Source organism: Geodermatophilus sp. SYSU D00814, assembly GCF_054050055.1.
Map to the genome: position 1 here is coordinate 55,022 of NZ_JBJGYP010000013.1, position 16,332 is coordinate 71,353.

The following is a 16,332-nucleotide window of genomic DNA, read 5'->3' on the forward strand; positions in this document are numbered from 1 at the left end:
TTCCTCCGGGGCCGGCCCGAGTGTGGCGGCGGCCCGCCCGGCGGCCCTCATCCGTGCCGGATGAGGACGCGCCGGCCCCGCCGGTCCCGGCGCCAGACGAGCAGCCCGAACAGCACGCCCAGGGCGTTGGTCGCCCAGTGCGCCCCGGCGGCGGCCAGCACGCTGCCGCTGCGCCGGCGCACCTCCCCGAAGACCAGTCCCCCGACCGCCGTGAGCGCGACGGTGCCGGCGACCAGGGGGGCGGTGCCGGTCCCGCCGACCGCCCGGGCCACCCCGTGGTTGGTCTCGCCGACGTGCAGCGCCGGGATCACGTGCCAGGACCCGAAGAGCGCCGACGTCGTGACCAGCACCTGCCCCTCCCGCAGGTGCCGGGCCAGCACCCCCCAGAGGACGGAGCGGAAGGCGAGCTCCTCGAGCGCCACGGTGCCCAGCGGGATGGCGACGAAGGCGGTGTGCAGGGCCTCGGGCAGCGGCAGGTCGTACCGGTCGTCCTGGAAGGCCGGCCGGGTCGGCGGCAGCAGCACGCCGACCGCGTAGACGCCGGCGACGACGCCGATCGCCCCCAGCGCCCACCGGCACCCGGCGCCGAGGCGGTCGCGGCCCAGCCCGAGGCCGGACCAGCCGAGCCCCGTGAGGCGCGCCCAGGCCAGCAGCCCGGCACCGGTCAGCGTGCGGGCCCACCACGGCGGGTGCCGCGTGTGGTCGACGACGTTGACCACGGCGAGCACGGCCACGACCGCGCCCGGGACGAGGCGCCCCCGCCGCGCGGCCGGCGTCGTCATCCCCTCCCCCGGTCACCCACCGCCGACCAGCGACCGCAGCCGGTCGGTGTCGGCGTCGGTCCACCCCGGCGGCTGCGCGACCTGCGCCCACGCGTCGACGTAGTCGGCCTGGTACTTGTGCCCGTGCCCGTCGGGGACCCCGGTCGAGAACACCAGGTCCGCGGTGACCTGCCAGAAGGTGACGAACGGCAGCCACACCACGTCGTCGGACACGTCGGGCCCGCGCTCTCCCCGCAGCCAGTCCGGGCGTTCGGACAGCAGCCGCGGCGACCACCACACGATCGGGTCGGAGGCGTTCTGCAGGTAGACCACGCGAGGGTCCTCCCACGGCCCCTCCGGCGCGCCGAGATCGGGCGCCTCGTCGGCGAAGCGCACGGTCCGGCCCTCCTCGTAGACCGGCAGCCACTCCGGCGAGCCCTCCTCGCGGTCGGCCACGAGGCCGCGCCACAGCTCGTTGACGTTCGGCGGCCCGGCCCAGACCACGCCGTCGGTGCGGTTCTCGACGTCGGCGAGCCCGCTGAAGGCGGCCTCCCCGCCGAACGTGCCGAGGCTCTCACCGAAGACGTAGAGCTCCGGCCGGTCGTCGGGGGGCAGCTGCGCCCAGGCGCCGTAGACGGCGTCGAACAGGGCGCGGCCGGCGTCGCGCGCCTTGACCTGGTCGACCAGGAACGACAGCCAGCTGGGCAGGTAGGAGTACTGCACCGCCACCATCGCGGTGTCCCCGTTGAACTGGTACTCCAGGGACGCGCTCGCCGCCGGGTCCACCCAGCCGGTCCCCGTCGTGGTGACCACCACGAGGACGGAGCGGTCGAGGCCGCCGGCCCGCTCGAGCTCGCGGACGGCCAGCTCGGCGCGGTCGCGCACGTCCCCGGCCGACGCCAGCCCGACGTAGGCGCGCACGGGCACCTGGGCCGGCCGGCCGGAGAAGGCGCTCAGTTCCTCCGGCGTCGGCCCGGCGCCGGTGAAGTTGCGGCCCTGCAGGCCGAGGTCCTCCCACGGGACCAGGGACTGCGGGCTGCCCGAGCGCTCGGGCGCCGTCGGCTCGACCGCGCCCTCCTCCGTGCCGTCGTCGCGGACGCTGAACGCGGAGTTCATCGCCTCGACCAGTCCCCGGAACAGCACGCCGTTGAGCAGGAAGACCACCAGCACGGTCACCGTGACGACGCCGAGGGGCCGGGCGATGCGCCCGGGCAGGACCCGCCCGAGCAGCCGGACCAGCCGGCGGGCGAGTGCCCGGATCCCGCGGCCGGCGGCCACGAGCAGGGCGAAGACGAGCACCGCCACGACGACGATGCCGGACGACGACCAGCCCTCGGGCGGGTCGAGCCCCATCAGCTCGTGGACGTCGCGCTGCCACCCCGCCCCGAGCCACAGCACCAGCAGGCTCAGCAGCGGGCCGGCGACCGCGAGGACCTGCCACGCGCGGTGCCGGGCGCGGGGCCGGATGCGGCGCTCGGTGACCTCGGCGACGAACCACGCGAGCGTGACCCCCACGCCGTAGCCGATCGCCGCGGTGATGCCGGTGATCAGCCCCTGCAGCACCCAGCCCCGCGGCAGCAGCGACGGCGTCAGCGAGGCCCAGCCGAACAGCAGGGCGCCCACCGTGCCGCTCCAGGTGTAGCGCGGCAGCCACCTCTGCCACCGGCGGGCGCGCTCCCGGGCCGGCGCCGCCGGGGCCGGGGCGGGCGCGGTGCCCGTCCCGCCCGGTGTGGCCTGCGTCCTCGGTTCCGCCGTCATGCCGCGCTCCGCTCCTCGGACGGCCGACGCTAGGAGCCGGCCGGAGCGGCGGACTCCTACGCAGCGGATGAACCGCCGCCCCGGCACACGGCCCACCATCCGGGCATGGGACGCGTACGACCGCCATCGGGACGACACGGCCGCGGGAGGTCCCGCGGCACCGACACCGCGCCCGGGGTCGGGCTGGTGGTGGCCGCGGCGATGGCACCGGGCACGTTCGCCCCCTCCCTCTCCCCCCGCAGCGTCGTGGACCAGGGGCTGGTGACCGGGCTGGCCACCGGCCTGCACCACCTGCTCACGGTCGCGACGCAGGACGCGGTGGAGGCCACCGCCCGGCTCCTCACCGGCGCGGCGGCGTCCCCGGCCGCGCGGCGCGCCGCCACCGTCGCGCTCGACTGCGCGGCGGTCCCCCTCGGGCTGGCCGTGCTCCGGGGCCTGCCGCCGCGGGTGGAGGACCCGCTCCGGGGGGTCGTGCGCCAGGTCGCCTGGCGGCTCGGGGCCGCGGGCCTGGCCGGCGCGCTGCTCGGGGGCGCCCAGCTCGGCACCCGCGCGCTCGACGACCGGCTGCGGCTCGGTGGCCGCCTCGCCGCCGTCCCGCTGTCGGTCCCCCTCGGCCTCGGGGTCGCCTACGTGCTCGACCGGGTGCGCGCCGGCGAGCACGCCGAGCGCACCGAGCACGCCGGGCACACCGGGCCCGCCGGGGACCCCGGACCCGCTGCGGCGCGGTCGCCGGTCGAGGCGCCCTCGCCGCTGGCGTCGGTCGGCGTCGCGGCCGGGATCGTCGGGTGCCTCGCCGGTGCGGCCTACGGCGAGCACGCCCTCGCCGACGTCGTCGCCCGCCGGCTGGCCGCGGCGCTGCCCGGGCCGCCCGAGCTGTGGCGGTCGGCCGGCCACGCGGGCTCCCTCGCGGCGCTGGGGGTCGGGGCGTCGGCGGTCTGGCAGCGGGCGATGCGGCGGATCGAGGCCATGACGTCGGCCGACGTCCCGGTGCTCGAGCCGGACGAGGCCGACCGGTGGGTGCCGGCGACGGTCAGCGGCGGCCCCGGCAGCCTGGTGTCCTGGCACGGGATGGGCCGCGACGGCCGGCTGCACGCGCTCGCCTCGGTGCGCCCGCAGCCGCTCCCCGACCTGCCCGACGGCGTGCCGGACCTGTCGATCGAGACGGTGATGGGGACGCCGGCGCTCGCCGACCCCGTGCAGGTCTACGTCGGGCTGGACAACGCGCCGACCCCGCGCGGACGGGTGGACCTGGCGATGGCCGAGCTGGAGCGCACCGGCGCCTTCGACCGGTCGCTGCTGGTCCTCGTCTCCCCCACCGGCACCGGCTACGTCAACTACGTGGCGACCGCCGCGCTGCAGTACCTGTCCCTCGGCGACGTCGCCACCGTGGCCCTGCAGTACTCCCGCCGTCCCTCGCCGCTGTCGCTCGGGATGGTGGCCACCGCCCGGGAGCAGAACCGGCTGCTGTGGCTGCGGATCCTGCAGCGCCTCCGCGAGCGCCCCGGTCCCCGCCCGCGGGTGGCCGTGTTCGGCGAGAGCCTCGGCGCGCACACCAGCCAGGACGTGTTCCTGCACTGGGGCACGCTCGGGCCCGACGCGATGGGCGTCGACCGCGCCCTGTGGATCGGGACGCCCTACGGCAGCGGGTGGATGCGCGAGGTCACCCGCGGCGACCGGCTCGACGTCGACCCCGACGCCCTCGCCGTCGTCAACGACCACGACCAGCTCACCGCGCTCACCCTGCAGCGCGGCAGCGCGCCGCGGTTCGTCCTGCTCAGCCACGACAACGACGGCGTGACGAAGTTCGGGCCGGACCTGCTGTGGTACCCGCCGGAGTGGCTGGGCCCGTCGCGGCCGCGGCCGGAGCCGGTCGCCGTCGGGAGCCCCCGGGGCATCCCGCCGGCCATGCGGTGGCGTCCGCTGACCACGTTCTTCCAGAGCCTGGTCGACATGAAGAACGCCCAGACGTCCGGGCCCTTCGGGGCGTTCCAGCACGACTACCGCGCCGACCTGCCCCGCTTCCTGAGCGACGTGTTCGGCCTGCCCGCCTCCCCCGATCAGCTGCGGCGCGTCGAGGAGGTGCTGCAGGTGCGCGAGTCGGTGCGGGAGCGGCTGTTCGCCGTCGTCCCCGGGGCCGTGGGCTGACCGGCCCCGGCATCCTCCGCAGCGGACGGTGCCCGGCCGCGCCGGCCCCGGGAGGCTGCCGCGCATGAGGACGAGCCTGGAAGCGCACCTGGGGTCGCGGCAGGTCAGCCGGGTGGTCTACGGGTCGATCATCGGGCTGGCGCTGGTCGTGGCGCTCGAGAGCCACCCGCCGGAACCCGGGGTCATGGCCGTGTGGCTGCTCGGGACGGCCCTGGCGGTGGGCCTGGCCGAGGTCTACAGCGAGGTCGTGGGCGCCGAGACGAGCACCCGGCGACGGGTCACCCGCCCGCAGCTGGGCCACATGGCCGAGGACGCCGCGGCGGTGGGTCTCGGCGTCGCCTTCCCCGCGGTGTTCTTCCTGCTCGCCGCGCTGGGGCTCCTCGCGGTCGGCACCGCGTTCACCGTCGCCAAGTGGTCGGGGCTCGGCCTCATCGGCTTCTACGGGTACTGGGCGGCCCGCTTCGCCGGGGCGTCCCCGCGCGGCGCGCTGCTCAAGGGCGCGCTCGTGGCCCTCGTCGGCGCCGGGCTCATCGGCCTGAAGGCGCTCGTCCACTGAGCCGCGCCGCCCGGCCGGACCGCGGGACGACGTCGACCCGCCACAGCCCCCACCCCACGGCCTCGCCGACGCCGGTGCCGATCAGCGCCCCGATGACCACGTCGCCCGGGTAGTGCACCCCCGTGTGCACCCGCGAGTAGCCCACCGCGGCCGCGAGCGCGCGCAGCGGCACGGCGGCCGCGGGCAGGACCTGGGCGACCGCGGTGGCGAACGCGAAGCCCGAGGCGGTGTGCCCGGACGGGAAGGACGGCGAGTGCGGCATCGGCACCCACCGGACCTCCGGGACGCCGGCGACGTCGCGGTCGGGACGCCGCCGGCGGGCGGCGACCTTGAACCCGGCGTTGACGACGGCGGAGTCGACGGCGACGGCGGCCAGCCCGGTCACGGCGGCCCGCCGGCCGGCGCGACCGCCCACCGCGGCGAGCACGCCCGCGACCCCCATCCACAGCCGCGACCAGTCCGCCAGCCGCGACAGCCGGCGCACCGGGCGGTCGAGCACCGGTGCGGGGGTCCCGGCCACGGCCCCGTACAGGGCCCGGTCGACCCGCCCCAGGTCGCCCAGCAGGCGGACCGCCGTCGCCCGCGCGGGCGCCGGCGGCGCACCGGCCGCCAGCCGCCCGGCCAGCCGCTCCTCGGCAGGTGGGGTCCGCGCCGGTGCCGTCTCCATGTGCCGTCCCTCCCGCGCGGTGGCCGACGGGCGCGCCGGCCCGTGCGGGCACCCTGTCCCGGGCCGGGCCGGGCGCACTCACCCCGGCCGGGTGATCCGCTGCCCGCACCCGCCGCGGCACTCCCCCGTGCCCGGTGCGGGCGGGCGGGTCACCCCGGGGGGATGAGGTCCCCGCCGCCCGGGTGCCGCACGGTCGCCGGCATGACCGAGACCGCCAGCCGCGAGACCGCCACGCGCGAGACCGCCATCGCCGAGCACGGCATCATCGGCGACCTGCAGACCGCCGCGCTCGTCACCACCGACGGGTCGATCGACTGGTTCTGCTCCCCCCGGTTCGACTCCCCCAGCGTCTTCGGCGCCGTCCTCGACGACGAGCGCGGCGGGCACTTCCGCATCCGCCCGGCCGGCACGGCGTACACGTCCCGGCAGATGTACCTGCCGGAGACCGCGGTCCTGGTCACCCGGTTCTTCTCCGCCGCGGGGCTCGGTCAGGTCGTCGACTTCATGCCGCCGGCCGGGGACACCGCGACCGACCGGCACCGCATCGTGCGGATCCTGCAGTGCGTGCGCGGCCGGATGACCTTCGACGTCGACGTGGCCCCCCGCTTCGACTACGGCCGGCACCCGCACCGCGTCGAGACCACCGACGACGGCGCCGTCTTCGTGTCCGACGGCTCGCGGCTCACGCTGCACGTCGTCCGGGAGCCCGGGGACGAGCGGCTCGCCGAGGTGCGGGGGGAGGACGCCGACCTGCACGCGACCCTCCCCCTGGTGGCCGGCCAGCTGCGCGGGGTGGTCCTGGAGACCGGCGCCGCCGGGCCGCCCCGCGAGCTGCGCCCCGCCGAGGTGCGGGAGCTCCTCGACGCGACCGTCGCGTACTGGCGCTCCTGGGTCGGCCGGTCGACCTACACCGGGCGCTGGCGGGAGGACGTCACGCGCTCGGCGATCACCCTGAAGCTGATGACGTACGCGCCCTCCGGCGGCATCGTCGCCGCCCCCACCGCGGCCCTGCCGGAGCAGGTCGGCGGGGAGCGCAACTGGGACTACCGATACACCTGGGTGCGCGACGCGTCGTTCTCGGTGCACGCGCTGCTCAAGCTCGGGCTGACCGACGAGGCCGCGCACTTCGGGTCCTGGCTGGGCGACCGGATCCGCGAGCGGCTGGACAGCGACAGCGGGCCGCTCAACATCATGTACCGGATCGACGGCTCCTCCGACCTCAAGGAGGACGAGCTCGACCACTGGCGCGGGTACCGGGGCTCGGCGCCGGTCCGCATCGGCAACGGCGCGGCCGAGCAGCTGCAGCTCGACATCTACGGCGAGGCGCTCGACGCGCTCTACGCCGGCGTCCGCGCCGGGCTGCCGCTGCCGCACCAGGGCTGGACGGCGACCAGCCGGGTGCTGGACTGGCTCGCCGACAACTGGGACCAGCCGGAGGAGGGCATCTGGGAGACCCGCGGCGGCCGGGAGGCCTTCACCTACGGGCGGGTGATGTGCTGGGTGGCCTTCGACCGCGGCCTCCGGCTGGCCCAGGAGCACGGCCGGCCGGCCGACGCGGACCGGTGGCGCGCCGAACGCGACCGCATCTACGAGCAGGTGCTCGAGCGCGGCTTCCACACCAGCCGCGGGGCGTTCGTGCAGCACTACGACACCGACGTGCTCGACTCGGCGCTGCTGCGCATGCCGACCGTCGGCTTCGTCGACGGCCGCGACCCGCTGTGGCTGTCCACCCTGGCGGCGATGGACGAGGAACTGGTCACCGACAGCCTGGTCTACCGCTACGACCCCGACGCCTCACCCGACGGGCTGCGCGGGTCGGAGGGCACGTTCTCGCTGTGCACCTTCGTCTACGTCGACGCCCTCACCCGCGCCGGCCGGCTGGAGGAGGCACGCACCGCCTTCGAGAAGATGCTGACCTACGGCAACCACGTGGGCCTGTACTCCGAGGAGATCGCCCTCACCGGCGAGCAGATCGGCAACTTCCCGCAGGCCTTCACCCACCTGGCCCTCATCGACGCCGCGGTGACGCTGGACGCGGCGCTGGACCGGCGCCGCCCGCGCTGACCCGCCGTGCCGCCGCGCCGCGCCGGCCGAGGAGGAGCACGGCGGCGGCGGCGAGGGAGACGGCCGGCACCAGCCCGAGCGCGGCCGGCAGCCCGAGCCGGTCGGCGAGCGCACCGGTGACCAGCGGGCCGGCGGCCAGGCCGAGCAGGTTGTTGGCCATGGCGAGCACGCCCAGGGCGCTGGCCCGGACCGACGCCGGCGTCAGCTCGGCCACCAGCGCCCCGGACGGGCCGGAGGTGCCCGCGGCGAAGAACGCGCCCGCGCCGAGCAGCACCAGCTGCACCGGCCCGGCCGGGAGGGCGAAGCCGGCGCCGAGCAGCACCAGCGACGCCAGCGCGTAGCCCGCCGCGCTGGTCCAGCGGCGCGGCGGCCGGGCGCGCGCCAGCCGGTCGGTGAGCGCCCCGCAGCCGATCATCCCGACGCCCACGAGCAGCAGCAGGCCGGCGGCGAGCCCGGCGGCGGTGCCGGCGGGCAGGTCGTAGGACCGGTTCAGGTAGCTGGGCAGCCAGGCGAGCAGGGACCCGGCGACGAACAGCTGCAGGCCGTTGCCGAGGTAGGCGCACAGCACGGCCGGCGGGGTCAGCACCGCCGACAGCGGCGCACGCCGGTCGCCCCCGGGCGTCCCGTCGGCCGCGTCGGGCTGCGCGTGGCGCCCGAGCCGCTCCTCGGTGACCAGCACCGCGAAGAGGACCACCAGGACCAGGCCGAGCACCGCCACCGCGGCCACGGCCCAGCGCCAGCCGAAGCGGTCGGCCAGCGCACCGCCGGCCGCGATGCCGAGCACGGCGCCGAACGAGGCACCCGCGGTGAACGCCCCGGACAGCGTCGCGCGGCGGGAGGCGGGGAACAGCGACAGCACGACGGCGAGGCCGACGCTGCCGTACGCGGCCTCGCCCACACCGACGAGCACCCGGGTGGCCAGGAGCTGTCCGTAGTCGGCGGCGAGCGCCGACGCCGCCGTCGCCAGGCTCCACAGGGCCGCCATCGCCACGATGGCCCGGCGGCGGCCGAACCGGTCCCCCAGCACCGACAGGGGCACCGTGAGCACGGCGACGGTGAGCGCGACGACGCTGGTCAGCGAGCCCAGCTGGGTGTCGGTCAGCGCCCAGTCGGCCTTCAGCTGGGGGAAGACGGCCGCCAGCACCTGGCGGCACATGAAGTCCGACAGCAGCAGCGCGAACGCCAGCGCGAAGACCACCCAGGGGAAGCGCGACCGGGTCGCCCCGGGCGCCGGTGGCCCGGCGGAGGCGTCAGCCACGGCCGGCGATCTCCTCCTGCCGGCGCGGCGCCGCACCCGACCGGACCCGCCGGCGCCACTCGGACGCGGTCGTGCCGAAGTGGCTCCGGAACCACACGGAGAACGCGCTGGGCGCGGCGAAGCCCAGCTGGTGCGCGACCTGGGTCAGGGAGTGGGCGTCGGTGGCCAGGTAGCGCTCGGCCCACCGGGCGCGGACGTCGTCCACGATCGCCGAGAAGCTCTGCCCCTCCTCCGCCAGGTGCCGGTGCAGGGTGCGAGGCGGGACGTGGAGCGCACGGCTGACGTGCGCCAGTGAGCACCTCCCCGCCGGCAGCAGGACCTCCACCATCGCGCGGACCTGCCCGGTCGCGGTCGCCGGAGGAGGGGGGAGCACGGTGTCGAGCAGCCGGCGGGCGTAGGGCCGCAGCGCCGGATCCGCGGTCACCGTCGGCAGGTCCAGGTCGCGCGCCGGGAAGACCACACCGGAGAACGGCTGGTCGAAGCGCAGGCCCGGCCCGAACACCTGCCGGAACACCCCGAGGTCGGCCGGCGGCCCGTGGTAGAAGACCACCGACAGCGGCTGCCAGTCGGCGCGCACGAGGAAGCGCAGCACCCCGACCAGGTTCGCCACGGTCAGGTCCACGCTCTGGCGGACCGGGACCGGCGCCTCGAACTCCAGCCACACCTGCACGGTCGCCAGCCCGTCGGCCTCGAGCAGCCGCAGGTCGAGGACGCCGGTGTAGGCCCGCTCGTAGCGGATCAGCAGGTCCAGCGCGCTGCGGAGGTCCGGCTCCTCCCGCAGCACCACGCTCAACGGCCCCAGGGCCGACAGCCGCCGCCGGCCCGACATCCGGACGGCGAAGTCCTCGAGCCCGGAGGCGGCCGCCGAGCGCTCGAGCAGCCGGGCGGCCGGGACGGCGGGGATCCAGGTGTCCTGCTCGGCCAGGCCGGCGATGTCCAGCCCCTCGTCGGCCATCAGCCGCGCCGGGTCCAGGCCGACGGAGCGGGCCACCTCCGGGTAGCCGCTCAGCGCGGCGTAGCGGACGAAGCGGTCCATGGGCGCTCCCTCGCCGGTGGCACGTACTCGGAAGATAGCGACCACATCGGGGAAGCCGTGCTCCATGCGGCTCCCTAGCGTGGTCGCACCGGGAGCCCGCCGCCCCTCGCGGCCCGCCGCCTCCCGGGTGCTGCAGAGCATCCGTCGCACGGGACCGGGAGCGGCCGGCCGCGGTGCGACCGAGGGAACGGAGCGCCGGCATGTCCGATCCACCGCCGCCCCCACCCGACCGGGGCCGCCTGGACGGGGTCCCGGCGCTGTCGGTGCGCGAGCGGCAGGCCCTGCGGCTGCTCGCCGAGGGCCGGTCGACGGCGCAGATCGCCGCGGCGCTGTCGATCTCCCGGAACACCGCCCGCGCCCGCATCCACCAGCTCCGCTCGAAGCTCGACGTCCCCGACCGGCACCAGCTGGTGCCCCGGGCCCGCGACCTGGGGCTGCTGTGAGCCCGGCGGTGGGCGGCCGTCCCCGACCCCGAGAACCCCTCCCTCCCAGACCGGCGGTGCCCGTGGTGCTCGACCAGTCCCCCGCAGCCCCGGCCGGCGGTGCGGTGCTCCCCGCCAAGCTGTCCCCGCCACTGCTGGGCTTCGCGCCGCTGTCCCGACCCCGGCTGCTGCGGGCGCTGTCCCACGGCGTGTCCGCCGGCCCGGTGACGCTGGTGGCCGGTCCGGCCGGGTCCGGCAAGACGGTGCTGGCGGCGTCCTGGGTGCAGGCGAACCGCGGCCTCCCGGTGGCCTGGCTGTCGCTGGACCCTGCCGACGACTCCCCGCCGACCTTCCGGGCCGCCCTGCTCGCCGCCCTCGACCGGGCCGGCGTCGACCTCCCGGGCGGAGCGGGGCTCCCGGCCCCCGGCGCGCCGGGGTGGCCGGTGCCGCTCGCCGCGGCGCTCGCGTCCCGGCGCCGGCAGGTGGTGCTGGTCGTCGACGACGCCGACGCGCTCACCTCCCGGGCGCTCACCGGCGCCCTGGACCTGCTGGTGCGGCACGCCGGGGCACGGCTGCGGCTCGTGCTGTGCGCCCGCGCCGACCCGCTGCTGCCGCTGCACCGCTACCGGCTCGACGACCGGCTCACCGAGATCCGCACCGACCAGCTGGCCTTCACCGCGGAGGAGACCGGCGGGCTGCTGGCCTCCCTGGGCACGCCCGTGCCCGCCGGCGTGGCCGCCGCCCTGCAGCGCGAGACCGAGGGGTGGGCGACCGCGCTGCGGTTGACCGCCGCCCCGCTCGCCCGCGGCGTGGACCCCGCCCGGCTGCTGACCGCGCTGACCACGGAGGACGGCGGTGTGGCCCAGTACCTGACCGCCGAGGTGCTCGACCACCAGCCGGCCGCGGTGCGCAGGTTCCTGCTGCGGGTCAGCGCCACCCGCGAGCTGTGGCCCGGGCTGGTCGACGCCCTCGCCGGCCGGCCCGGCGGCGGACGCGTCCTCGCCTCGCTGGCCGCGCAGAACGCCTTCGTCGAGCGCGCCGCCGGCGCCCCCGGTGGCTTCCACATCCACGCGCTGTTCCGCGAGCTGCTGCACGCGCAGCTGTCCTACGAGGCCCCCGCGCGGTTCACCGCCGGCCACCGCACCTGCGCGGACTGGTACGCCGCCGCGGGGGACGTGCCGGTCGCCGTCGAGCACGCGCGCGCCGCCGGGGACCCCGACCTGGCCGCCCGCCTGCTCGTCGACGACCTGGCGGTCGGCCGCCTGCTCGCCTCCGGGACCGCCGGGGGTCCCCTGCCGGTCGACGGCGGCGGGCCGGACGCGGCGGTGCTCCGCGCGGCCGCTGCGCTGGCCGGGGACCGCCCGGCGCCGCCCCGCGACCTCACCGCCGCCGCGGCGGCCGCCGTCGGTCGCGACACCCGTCCCGCCCTGCGGGTCAGCGCGGCCGTCGTCTGCGCCGTCGCCGCGGCCACCGGTCCTGCCGGCGACCTCGGTGCCGCCGCGGCGGGTGCGGAGTCCCTGGTCGCGGCGCTGCCCGACGAGCACGCCCGGCCGCGCGCGGAGCTGGCCGCGGTGCTGGCCGCCGGTCAGGCCGGTGCGCTGCGGCTCACCGACGTCCCCGAGCGGGTGGTGCGGGAGGCCAACGCCCGCGCCCTCGCCGCCGGCCGCGCGGCCCAGGCGCCCCGGCCGAGCGCCCGCTGCCTGGCCGACCTGGCCCTGCTCGAGGCGCTGGTCGGACGGCTGCGGCGGGCGACCGCGCTGGCCGCCGACCACGAGGCCCTCGCCGACGAGCGCGGACTGCCCGAGCCGGAGCGGTCCCCGGCCGCGGCGCTCGCGGCGGCTTGGGCGGCCCTCGACCGGCACGAGCTCGACACCGCCGCCCGCGGGCTGGACCGCGCGGCCCGGCGGGTCCCCGCCCCGTGGACCAGCGGTCCGCTGCTCACGGTGCTGGCGAGCCGGCTGCAGCGCGCCCGCGGCCGGCCCGACGCCGCACCGGAGGTCCTCGACCCGGTCCTGGCCACCGCGGGGCTCCCGGCCTGGGTCCGCGAGCACGTCCTCGCCGAGGCCGTGCGGGTCTCCCTCGCGCGCCGGGACGGGCCGGCCGCGCGGGAGCGGCTCGACCGGCTGCCGGCCGGCTCGCCGCGGGGCCGCGTGCTGCGCGTCACCGCCGCGGCGCTCGGGCTGCCCCCGCGAGCCGGCGAGGTCCTCCCCGCCTCCGACGCGGGCGGCCCGCTGCCGCTCGGCCTCGCCGTCGAGGACGCGGTCGCTCGGGCCTGCCTGCTGTCCGACGGCGGCGATCCCCGGGGAGCCGTCGCCGTCCTCGGGCACGCCCTGCAGCTGGCCGGACCCGAACGGCTGCGCCGGCCCTTCCTCGACGCGCCCCCGCGGCTGCGGTCGCTGCTGCGCGCCGCCCCGTCCCTCGCCGTCGCCGGCGCCTGGCTGGGCCCCACCGGCCCGGCCGTCCCGGCGCCGCGCCGCCCGGTCGACCCGCTCGCCGGGGCCCCGCCGGCGGCCATCACCGGGGAGCTCAGCCCGCGCGAGCGGGAGGTGCTGCAGCTGCTCGCCGGCATGCTGTCCACCGCGGAGGTCGCCGCCACGCTGTTCGTGTCGGTCAACACCGTGCGCACGCACGTCCGCAGCATCCTGCGCAAGCTCGGCGCGACCCGCCGCAACGAGGCCGTCCGCCGGGCACGCGAGCTCCACCTGCTGGAGGACACCGGCGCGCGGACCGGGTGACGTCCGTGCCCGTCCCCGCCGGGTCGGGCAGCATCCGGCCGTGGACCCCGAGCAGCTGCTGCGGACGGCGGCCGACCGGCTGGAGGCGCTGGCGGCCCGGACGACGCCCGGCGACTGGCGGACCGCCGGGCTGCTGGCGACCCGCCCCGAGGTGGTGGCGCACGCGCCCGACGGCGGCACTGCGCACGTGGCCGAGGCGCGGTCGGGGACCGGCGCGTGGATCGCGGCCGTCTCCCCCGCGCTGGCCGCACCGCTGGCCGGGTGGCTGCGCGCCGCGGCGGCGCACCGGCCTGTCGACCCGGCGGCCGCGGCGTTCGCCCGGGCGCTGCTCGCGCGGCTGCCGTGACCCGCCCGCGCTCACCCGGGGGTCGGCGAGCGCTCCTCCGCGAGCCGGGAGGCGAACAGCGGCGGCAGGTAGCGCAGCATCAGCGACGACCACACCACGTGGGTGAGCACCGGCGCCTGGATCCCCCCGGTGATCCGGCGCTGCTGGGCGAAGAGCAGCCCCATCGGCACGCTCGCCAGCACCAGCGCCGGGTTGCGGGTGGCGACCGTGGCCAGGCCGTAGACGGCGGTCGAGACGAGCACCGGGCGCCGGGCACCGGCCGCCGCGTACAGCGCGCCGCGGAAGAACACCTCCTCCGCGACGCCGTTGGCCAGCGTGGTGGTGAGCACCAGCGGGGCCGACCCCTGGTCGGCGTAGCGGAGCACCGAGCCGATCGCCCGCTCCAGCACCGGGATCCGCCGGGCGACCAGCGCCGCGGCGTAGAAGGCCCCGAAGGCGCCGACCCCCGACACGACCGGGGTCAGCACCGGCCGGCGCAGCCGGTCCCCGCGCCCGAACATCCGCCCCAGGTGCAGCGGCCCGGACGCCAGCCCCCCGACCACCCAGGTGCCGGCGACCCCGAGGGTCAGCCCGTAGAACCGGGGGGACCCCGGCGGCGTCGACAGCGACACCCCCAGCAGCGAGGCGCCGGCCACCGCGACGCCGCCGGTGACCCGCCGGCGGCGCCGGAAGGCGTCGTCGCTCTCCCAGTGGTCCCGCGGCACGCTGCGCAGCAGCGGCCCGGCCACCCGCCGGACCCGGGCCTCCAGCGCCCGGACCGCGCTCCGGCGGCTCACCGCCGCGCTCCCCGGCTCAGCCACCCGCCGCGCCGTTCCCCGACCTGCCGCCGGCGTTCCCGCGCTCGCTCGACCAGGGCCGCCACCACCATCTCGTCGTAGTCCACCGGGTCGAACGGGACGACCGAGCGGATGGCGTCGTCGGTGACGACGACCTCGTTGGTCATGGAGTCGATGAGCGACCGGCCGGTGGCCACGTCGACGTCGGTGACCAGGGCCAGCCAGCGCGAGGACAGCTGCGGGCTGAGCAGCGGCACCGGGACGACGAACAGGTGCCGGTTCTGGATGTCGGCGACCCGGGTGAGCATCTGCAGGTAGGTGAGCACCTCCGGCCCGCCGACCTCGAACACCCGGCCCGCCGCCTGCGGTGCGTCGAGGACACCGACCAGGTACCGGACGACGTCGGCGACGGCGATGGGCTGCGTCCGCGTGCTCACCCACCGGGGGGTGACCATGGCCGGCAGGTGCGCCACGAGCTGGCGGGTCATCTCCCACGACACCCCGCCGTGGCCGACGACGATGCCCGCGCGCAGGACCGTCACCGGCACGCCGGTCCCGCCCAGGAGCCGCTCGACCTCGCGGCGGCTGCGCAGGTGCCGGGACAGCCGGTCGCCGTCCCGGCCGAGGCCGCCGAGGTAGACGATCCGGTCGACGCCGGCCGCGGCGGCGGCCCGGGCGAAGGCGCGGGCGGCGTCGGCGTCCTTGCGCTCGAAGTCCGTGTCGCCGAGGGAGTGCACCAGGTAGTAGGCGGCCTCGCAGCCCTCGAGCGCCTCCCGCAGGGACGCCTCGTCCCCGACGTCGCCGGCCACGGGGCGCCCGGCCCCCTCGTAGCGCTCCGGCCGCCGGGTCATCGCGCGGACCTCGTGGCCTGCTCCTTCGAGCGCGGGGGCCAGCCGGCTGCCCACGAACCCCGACGCGCCGGTGACCAGGACCCTCACCGGCACAGCGTGACCCGGGCGGGCCGCGGGCGCGACCCGTCGGCGCGGCGGTCAGTCCGACCAGACCGGGGGCCGCCGGGCGAGGAAGGCGGCCGTCCCCTCGCGGAAGTCCGCCGTCGCGCCGAGCGCCACCGCCTCCTCCCGCTCGACGGCCAGGCCCTCCTCGAAGGGCAGGTCGACCCCCTCGGTGATGCAGCGCCGGATCGCCGCCAGCGCCCGCGCGGGCTTGCCGGCCAGCCCCTCGGCGTAGCCCTGCACCTCCTCGCGGAGCCGCTCGTCGGCCACCACGACGTCCACGAGGCCGATGGCGAGGGCCTCCTCGGCGTCGAGGAGGGTGCCGTCGTAGAGGAAGCGCAGCGCCCGCGGCCGGCCGAGCAGGCGGGCCAGTGCCTGCGTCGCGCCGACCGGCGGGATGAACCCGATGGCGATCTCCGGCTGCCCGAGCCGGGCGGTGCGCGCGGCGAAGCGGACGTCGCAGTGCAGCACCATCTCCAGGCCGCCCCCGACCGCGGTGCCGTGCACGGCCGCCAGCAGGGGTTTCGGCGACGCGCGCATCCGGCGCACCAGGTCGTGGCAGACGTCGACCCAGCGGCGCACGTCCCCGTCGTCCATGGCGGCGAGGACCCGCAGGTCCGCGCCGACGCTGAAGTGCGTGTCGAGGGCGCTGCCGATCGCCACCACCCGGACGGCGGGGTCGGCGAGGTGCCGCTCCAGCGCCTCGGGGACCTCCCGGAGCATCTCCCAGTGGAAGGCGTTGACCGGCGGGCGGTCGTACTCGATCCACCCCACCCGGTCCTGCTCGGTGACCCGCAGGAAGTCGGCCATGGACCATCCTGGCACCGCCTCCCACCCCGCCGGCTCGACCGGCAC

General features: G+C 77.8%; 14 protein-coding genes. 6 read left to right on the top strand and 8 right to left on the bottom strand.

The genetic code is table 11. The features are described from left to right. Window positions 1-47 precede the first annotated feature (47 nt). Window positions 48-782, bottom strand: coding sequence for a CPBP family intramembrane glutamic endopeptidase (locus ACI780_RS11985; RefSeq protein WP_457003140.1), 735 nt, complete (start codon window positions 780-782; stop codon window positions 48-50). Window positions 783-794: 12 nt separating this feature from the next. Further along, entirely contained in the window at window positions 795-2,519 is a 1,725-nt protein-coding gene (locus ACI780_RS11990) for an alpha/beta hydrolase (RefSeq protein ID WP_457003142.1), read from the bottom strand. Window positions 2,520-2,624: 105 nt separating this feature from the next. Here ACI780_RS11990 and ACI780_RS11995 point away from each other — a divergent pair, with 105 nt between their 5' ends. Next, on the top strand, window positions 2,625-4,664 hold the full coding sequence (locus ACI780_RS11995) for an alpha/beta-hydrolase family protein (protein ID WP_457003144.1): 2,040 nt from the start codon (window positions 2,625-2,627) through the stop codon (window positions 4,662-4,664). 64 nt (window positions 4,665-4,728) lie between these two features. After that, window positions 4,729-5,220, top strand: coding sequence for a hypothetical protein (locus ACI780_RS12000; RefSeq protein WP_457003146.1), 492 nt, complete (start codon window positions 4,729-4,731; stop codon window positions 5,218-5,220). Here ACI780_RS12000 and ACI780_RS12005 read toward each other — a convergent pair. Continuing rightward, entirely contained in the window at window positions 5,192-5,887 is a 696-nt protein-coding gene (locus tag ACI780_RS12005) for a phosphatase PAP2 family protein (protein WP_456868505.1), read from the bottom strand. The two genes, ACI780_RS12000 and ACI780_RS12005, sit on opposite strands and share 29 nt — an antisense overlap. A gap of 201 nt (window positions 5,888-6,088) precedes the next feature. Between ACI780_RS12005 and ACI780_RS12010 the strand changes: the two genes are divergently transcribed. Continuing rightward, window positions 6,089-7,951 (top strand): glycoside hydrolase family 15 protein, encoded by a 1,863-nt coding sequence (locus ACI780_RS12010; RefSeq protein ID WP_456868506.1) that lies wholly within the window; start codon window positions 6,089-6,091, stop codon window positions 7,949-7,951. On the opposite strand, the gene ACI780_RS12015 is transcribed toward ACI780_RS12010, so the two are convergent. Both ACI780_RS12015 and ACI780_RS12020 read right to left on the bottom strand, forming a co-directional pair. Beyond that, window positions 7,896-9,209 (bottom strand): MFS transporter, encoded by a 1,314-nt coding sequence (locus tag ACI780_RS12015; protein WP_457003149.1) that lies wholly within the window; start codon window positions 9,207-9,209, stop codon window positions 7,896-7,898. The genes ACI780_RS12010 and ACI780_RS12015 overlap by 56 nt on opposite strands. Continuing rightward, complete coding sequence (locus ACI780_RS12020) at window positions 9,202-10,245, bottom strand: AraC family transcriptional regulator (protein ID WP_457003151.1); 1,044 nt, start codon at window positions 10,243-10,245, stop codon at window positions 9,202-9,204. Before ACI780_RS12020 ends, ACI780_RS12015 begins: the two co-directional genes overlap by 8 nt. Before the next feature lie 200 nt (window positions 10,246-10,445). Here ACI780_RS12020 and ACI780_RS12025 point away from each other — a divergent pair, with 200 nt between their 5' ends. From ACI780_RS12025 to ACI780_RS12035, 3 genes are all read left to right on the top strand, one after another. After that, a complete protein-coding gene (locus tag ACI780_RS12025) occupies window positions 10,446-10,688 on the top strand; it encodes a response regulator transcription factor (RefSeq protein WP_457003153.1) in 243 nt (80 codons plus the stop codon). A 62-nt stretch (window positions 10,689-10,750) separates the two neighbouring features. After that, complete coding sequence (locus ACI780_RS12030; RefSeq protein WP_457003155.1) at window positions 10,751-13,402, top strand: LuxR C-terminal-related transcriptional regulator; 2,652 nt, start codon at window positions 10,751-10,753, stop codon at window positions 13,400-13,402. 40 nt (window positions 13,403-13,442) lie between these two features. After that, window positions 13,443-13,748, top strand: a complete 306-nt coding sequence (locus ACI780_RS12035; protein ID WP_457003157.1) for a hypothetical protein — start codon at window positions 13,443-13,445, stop codon at window positions 13,746-13,748. An 11-nt stretch (window positions 13,749-13,759) separates the two neighbouring features. On the opposite strand, the gene ACI780_RS12040 is transcribed toward ACI780_RS12035, so the two are convergent. From ACI780_RS12040 to ACI780_RS12050, 3 genes are read right to left on the bottom strand one after another with little or no spacing between them, the layout of a single operon-like run. Then, entirely contained in the window at window positions 13,760-14,524 is a 765-nt protein-coding gene (locus tag ACI780_RS12040) for a CPBP family intramembrane glutamic endopeptidase (protein WP_456868512.1), read from the bottom strand. Beyond that, window positions 14,521-15,462, bottom strand: a complete 942-nt coding sequence (locus ACI780_RS12045) for an NAD(P)H-binding protein (RefSeq protein ID WP_457003159.1) — start codon at window positions 15,460-15,462, stop codon at window positions 14,521-14,523. The genes ACI780_RS12040 and ACI780_RS12045 overlap by 4 nt, the downstream gene beginning before the upstream one ends. 51 nt (window positions 15,463-15,513) lie before the next feature. Beyond that, complete coding sequence (locus tag ACI780_RS12050) at window positions 15,514-16,287, bottom strand: enoyl-CoA hydratase/isomerase family protein (protein ID WP_457003161.1); 774 nt, start codon at window positions 16,285-16,287, stop codon at window positions 15,514-15,516. Between the last annotated feature and the right edge of the window lie 45 nt (window positions 16,288-16,332).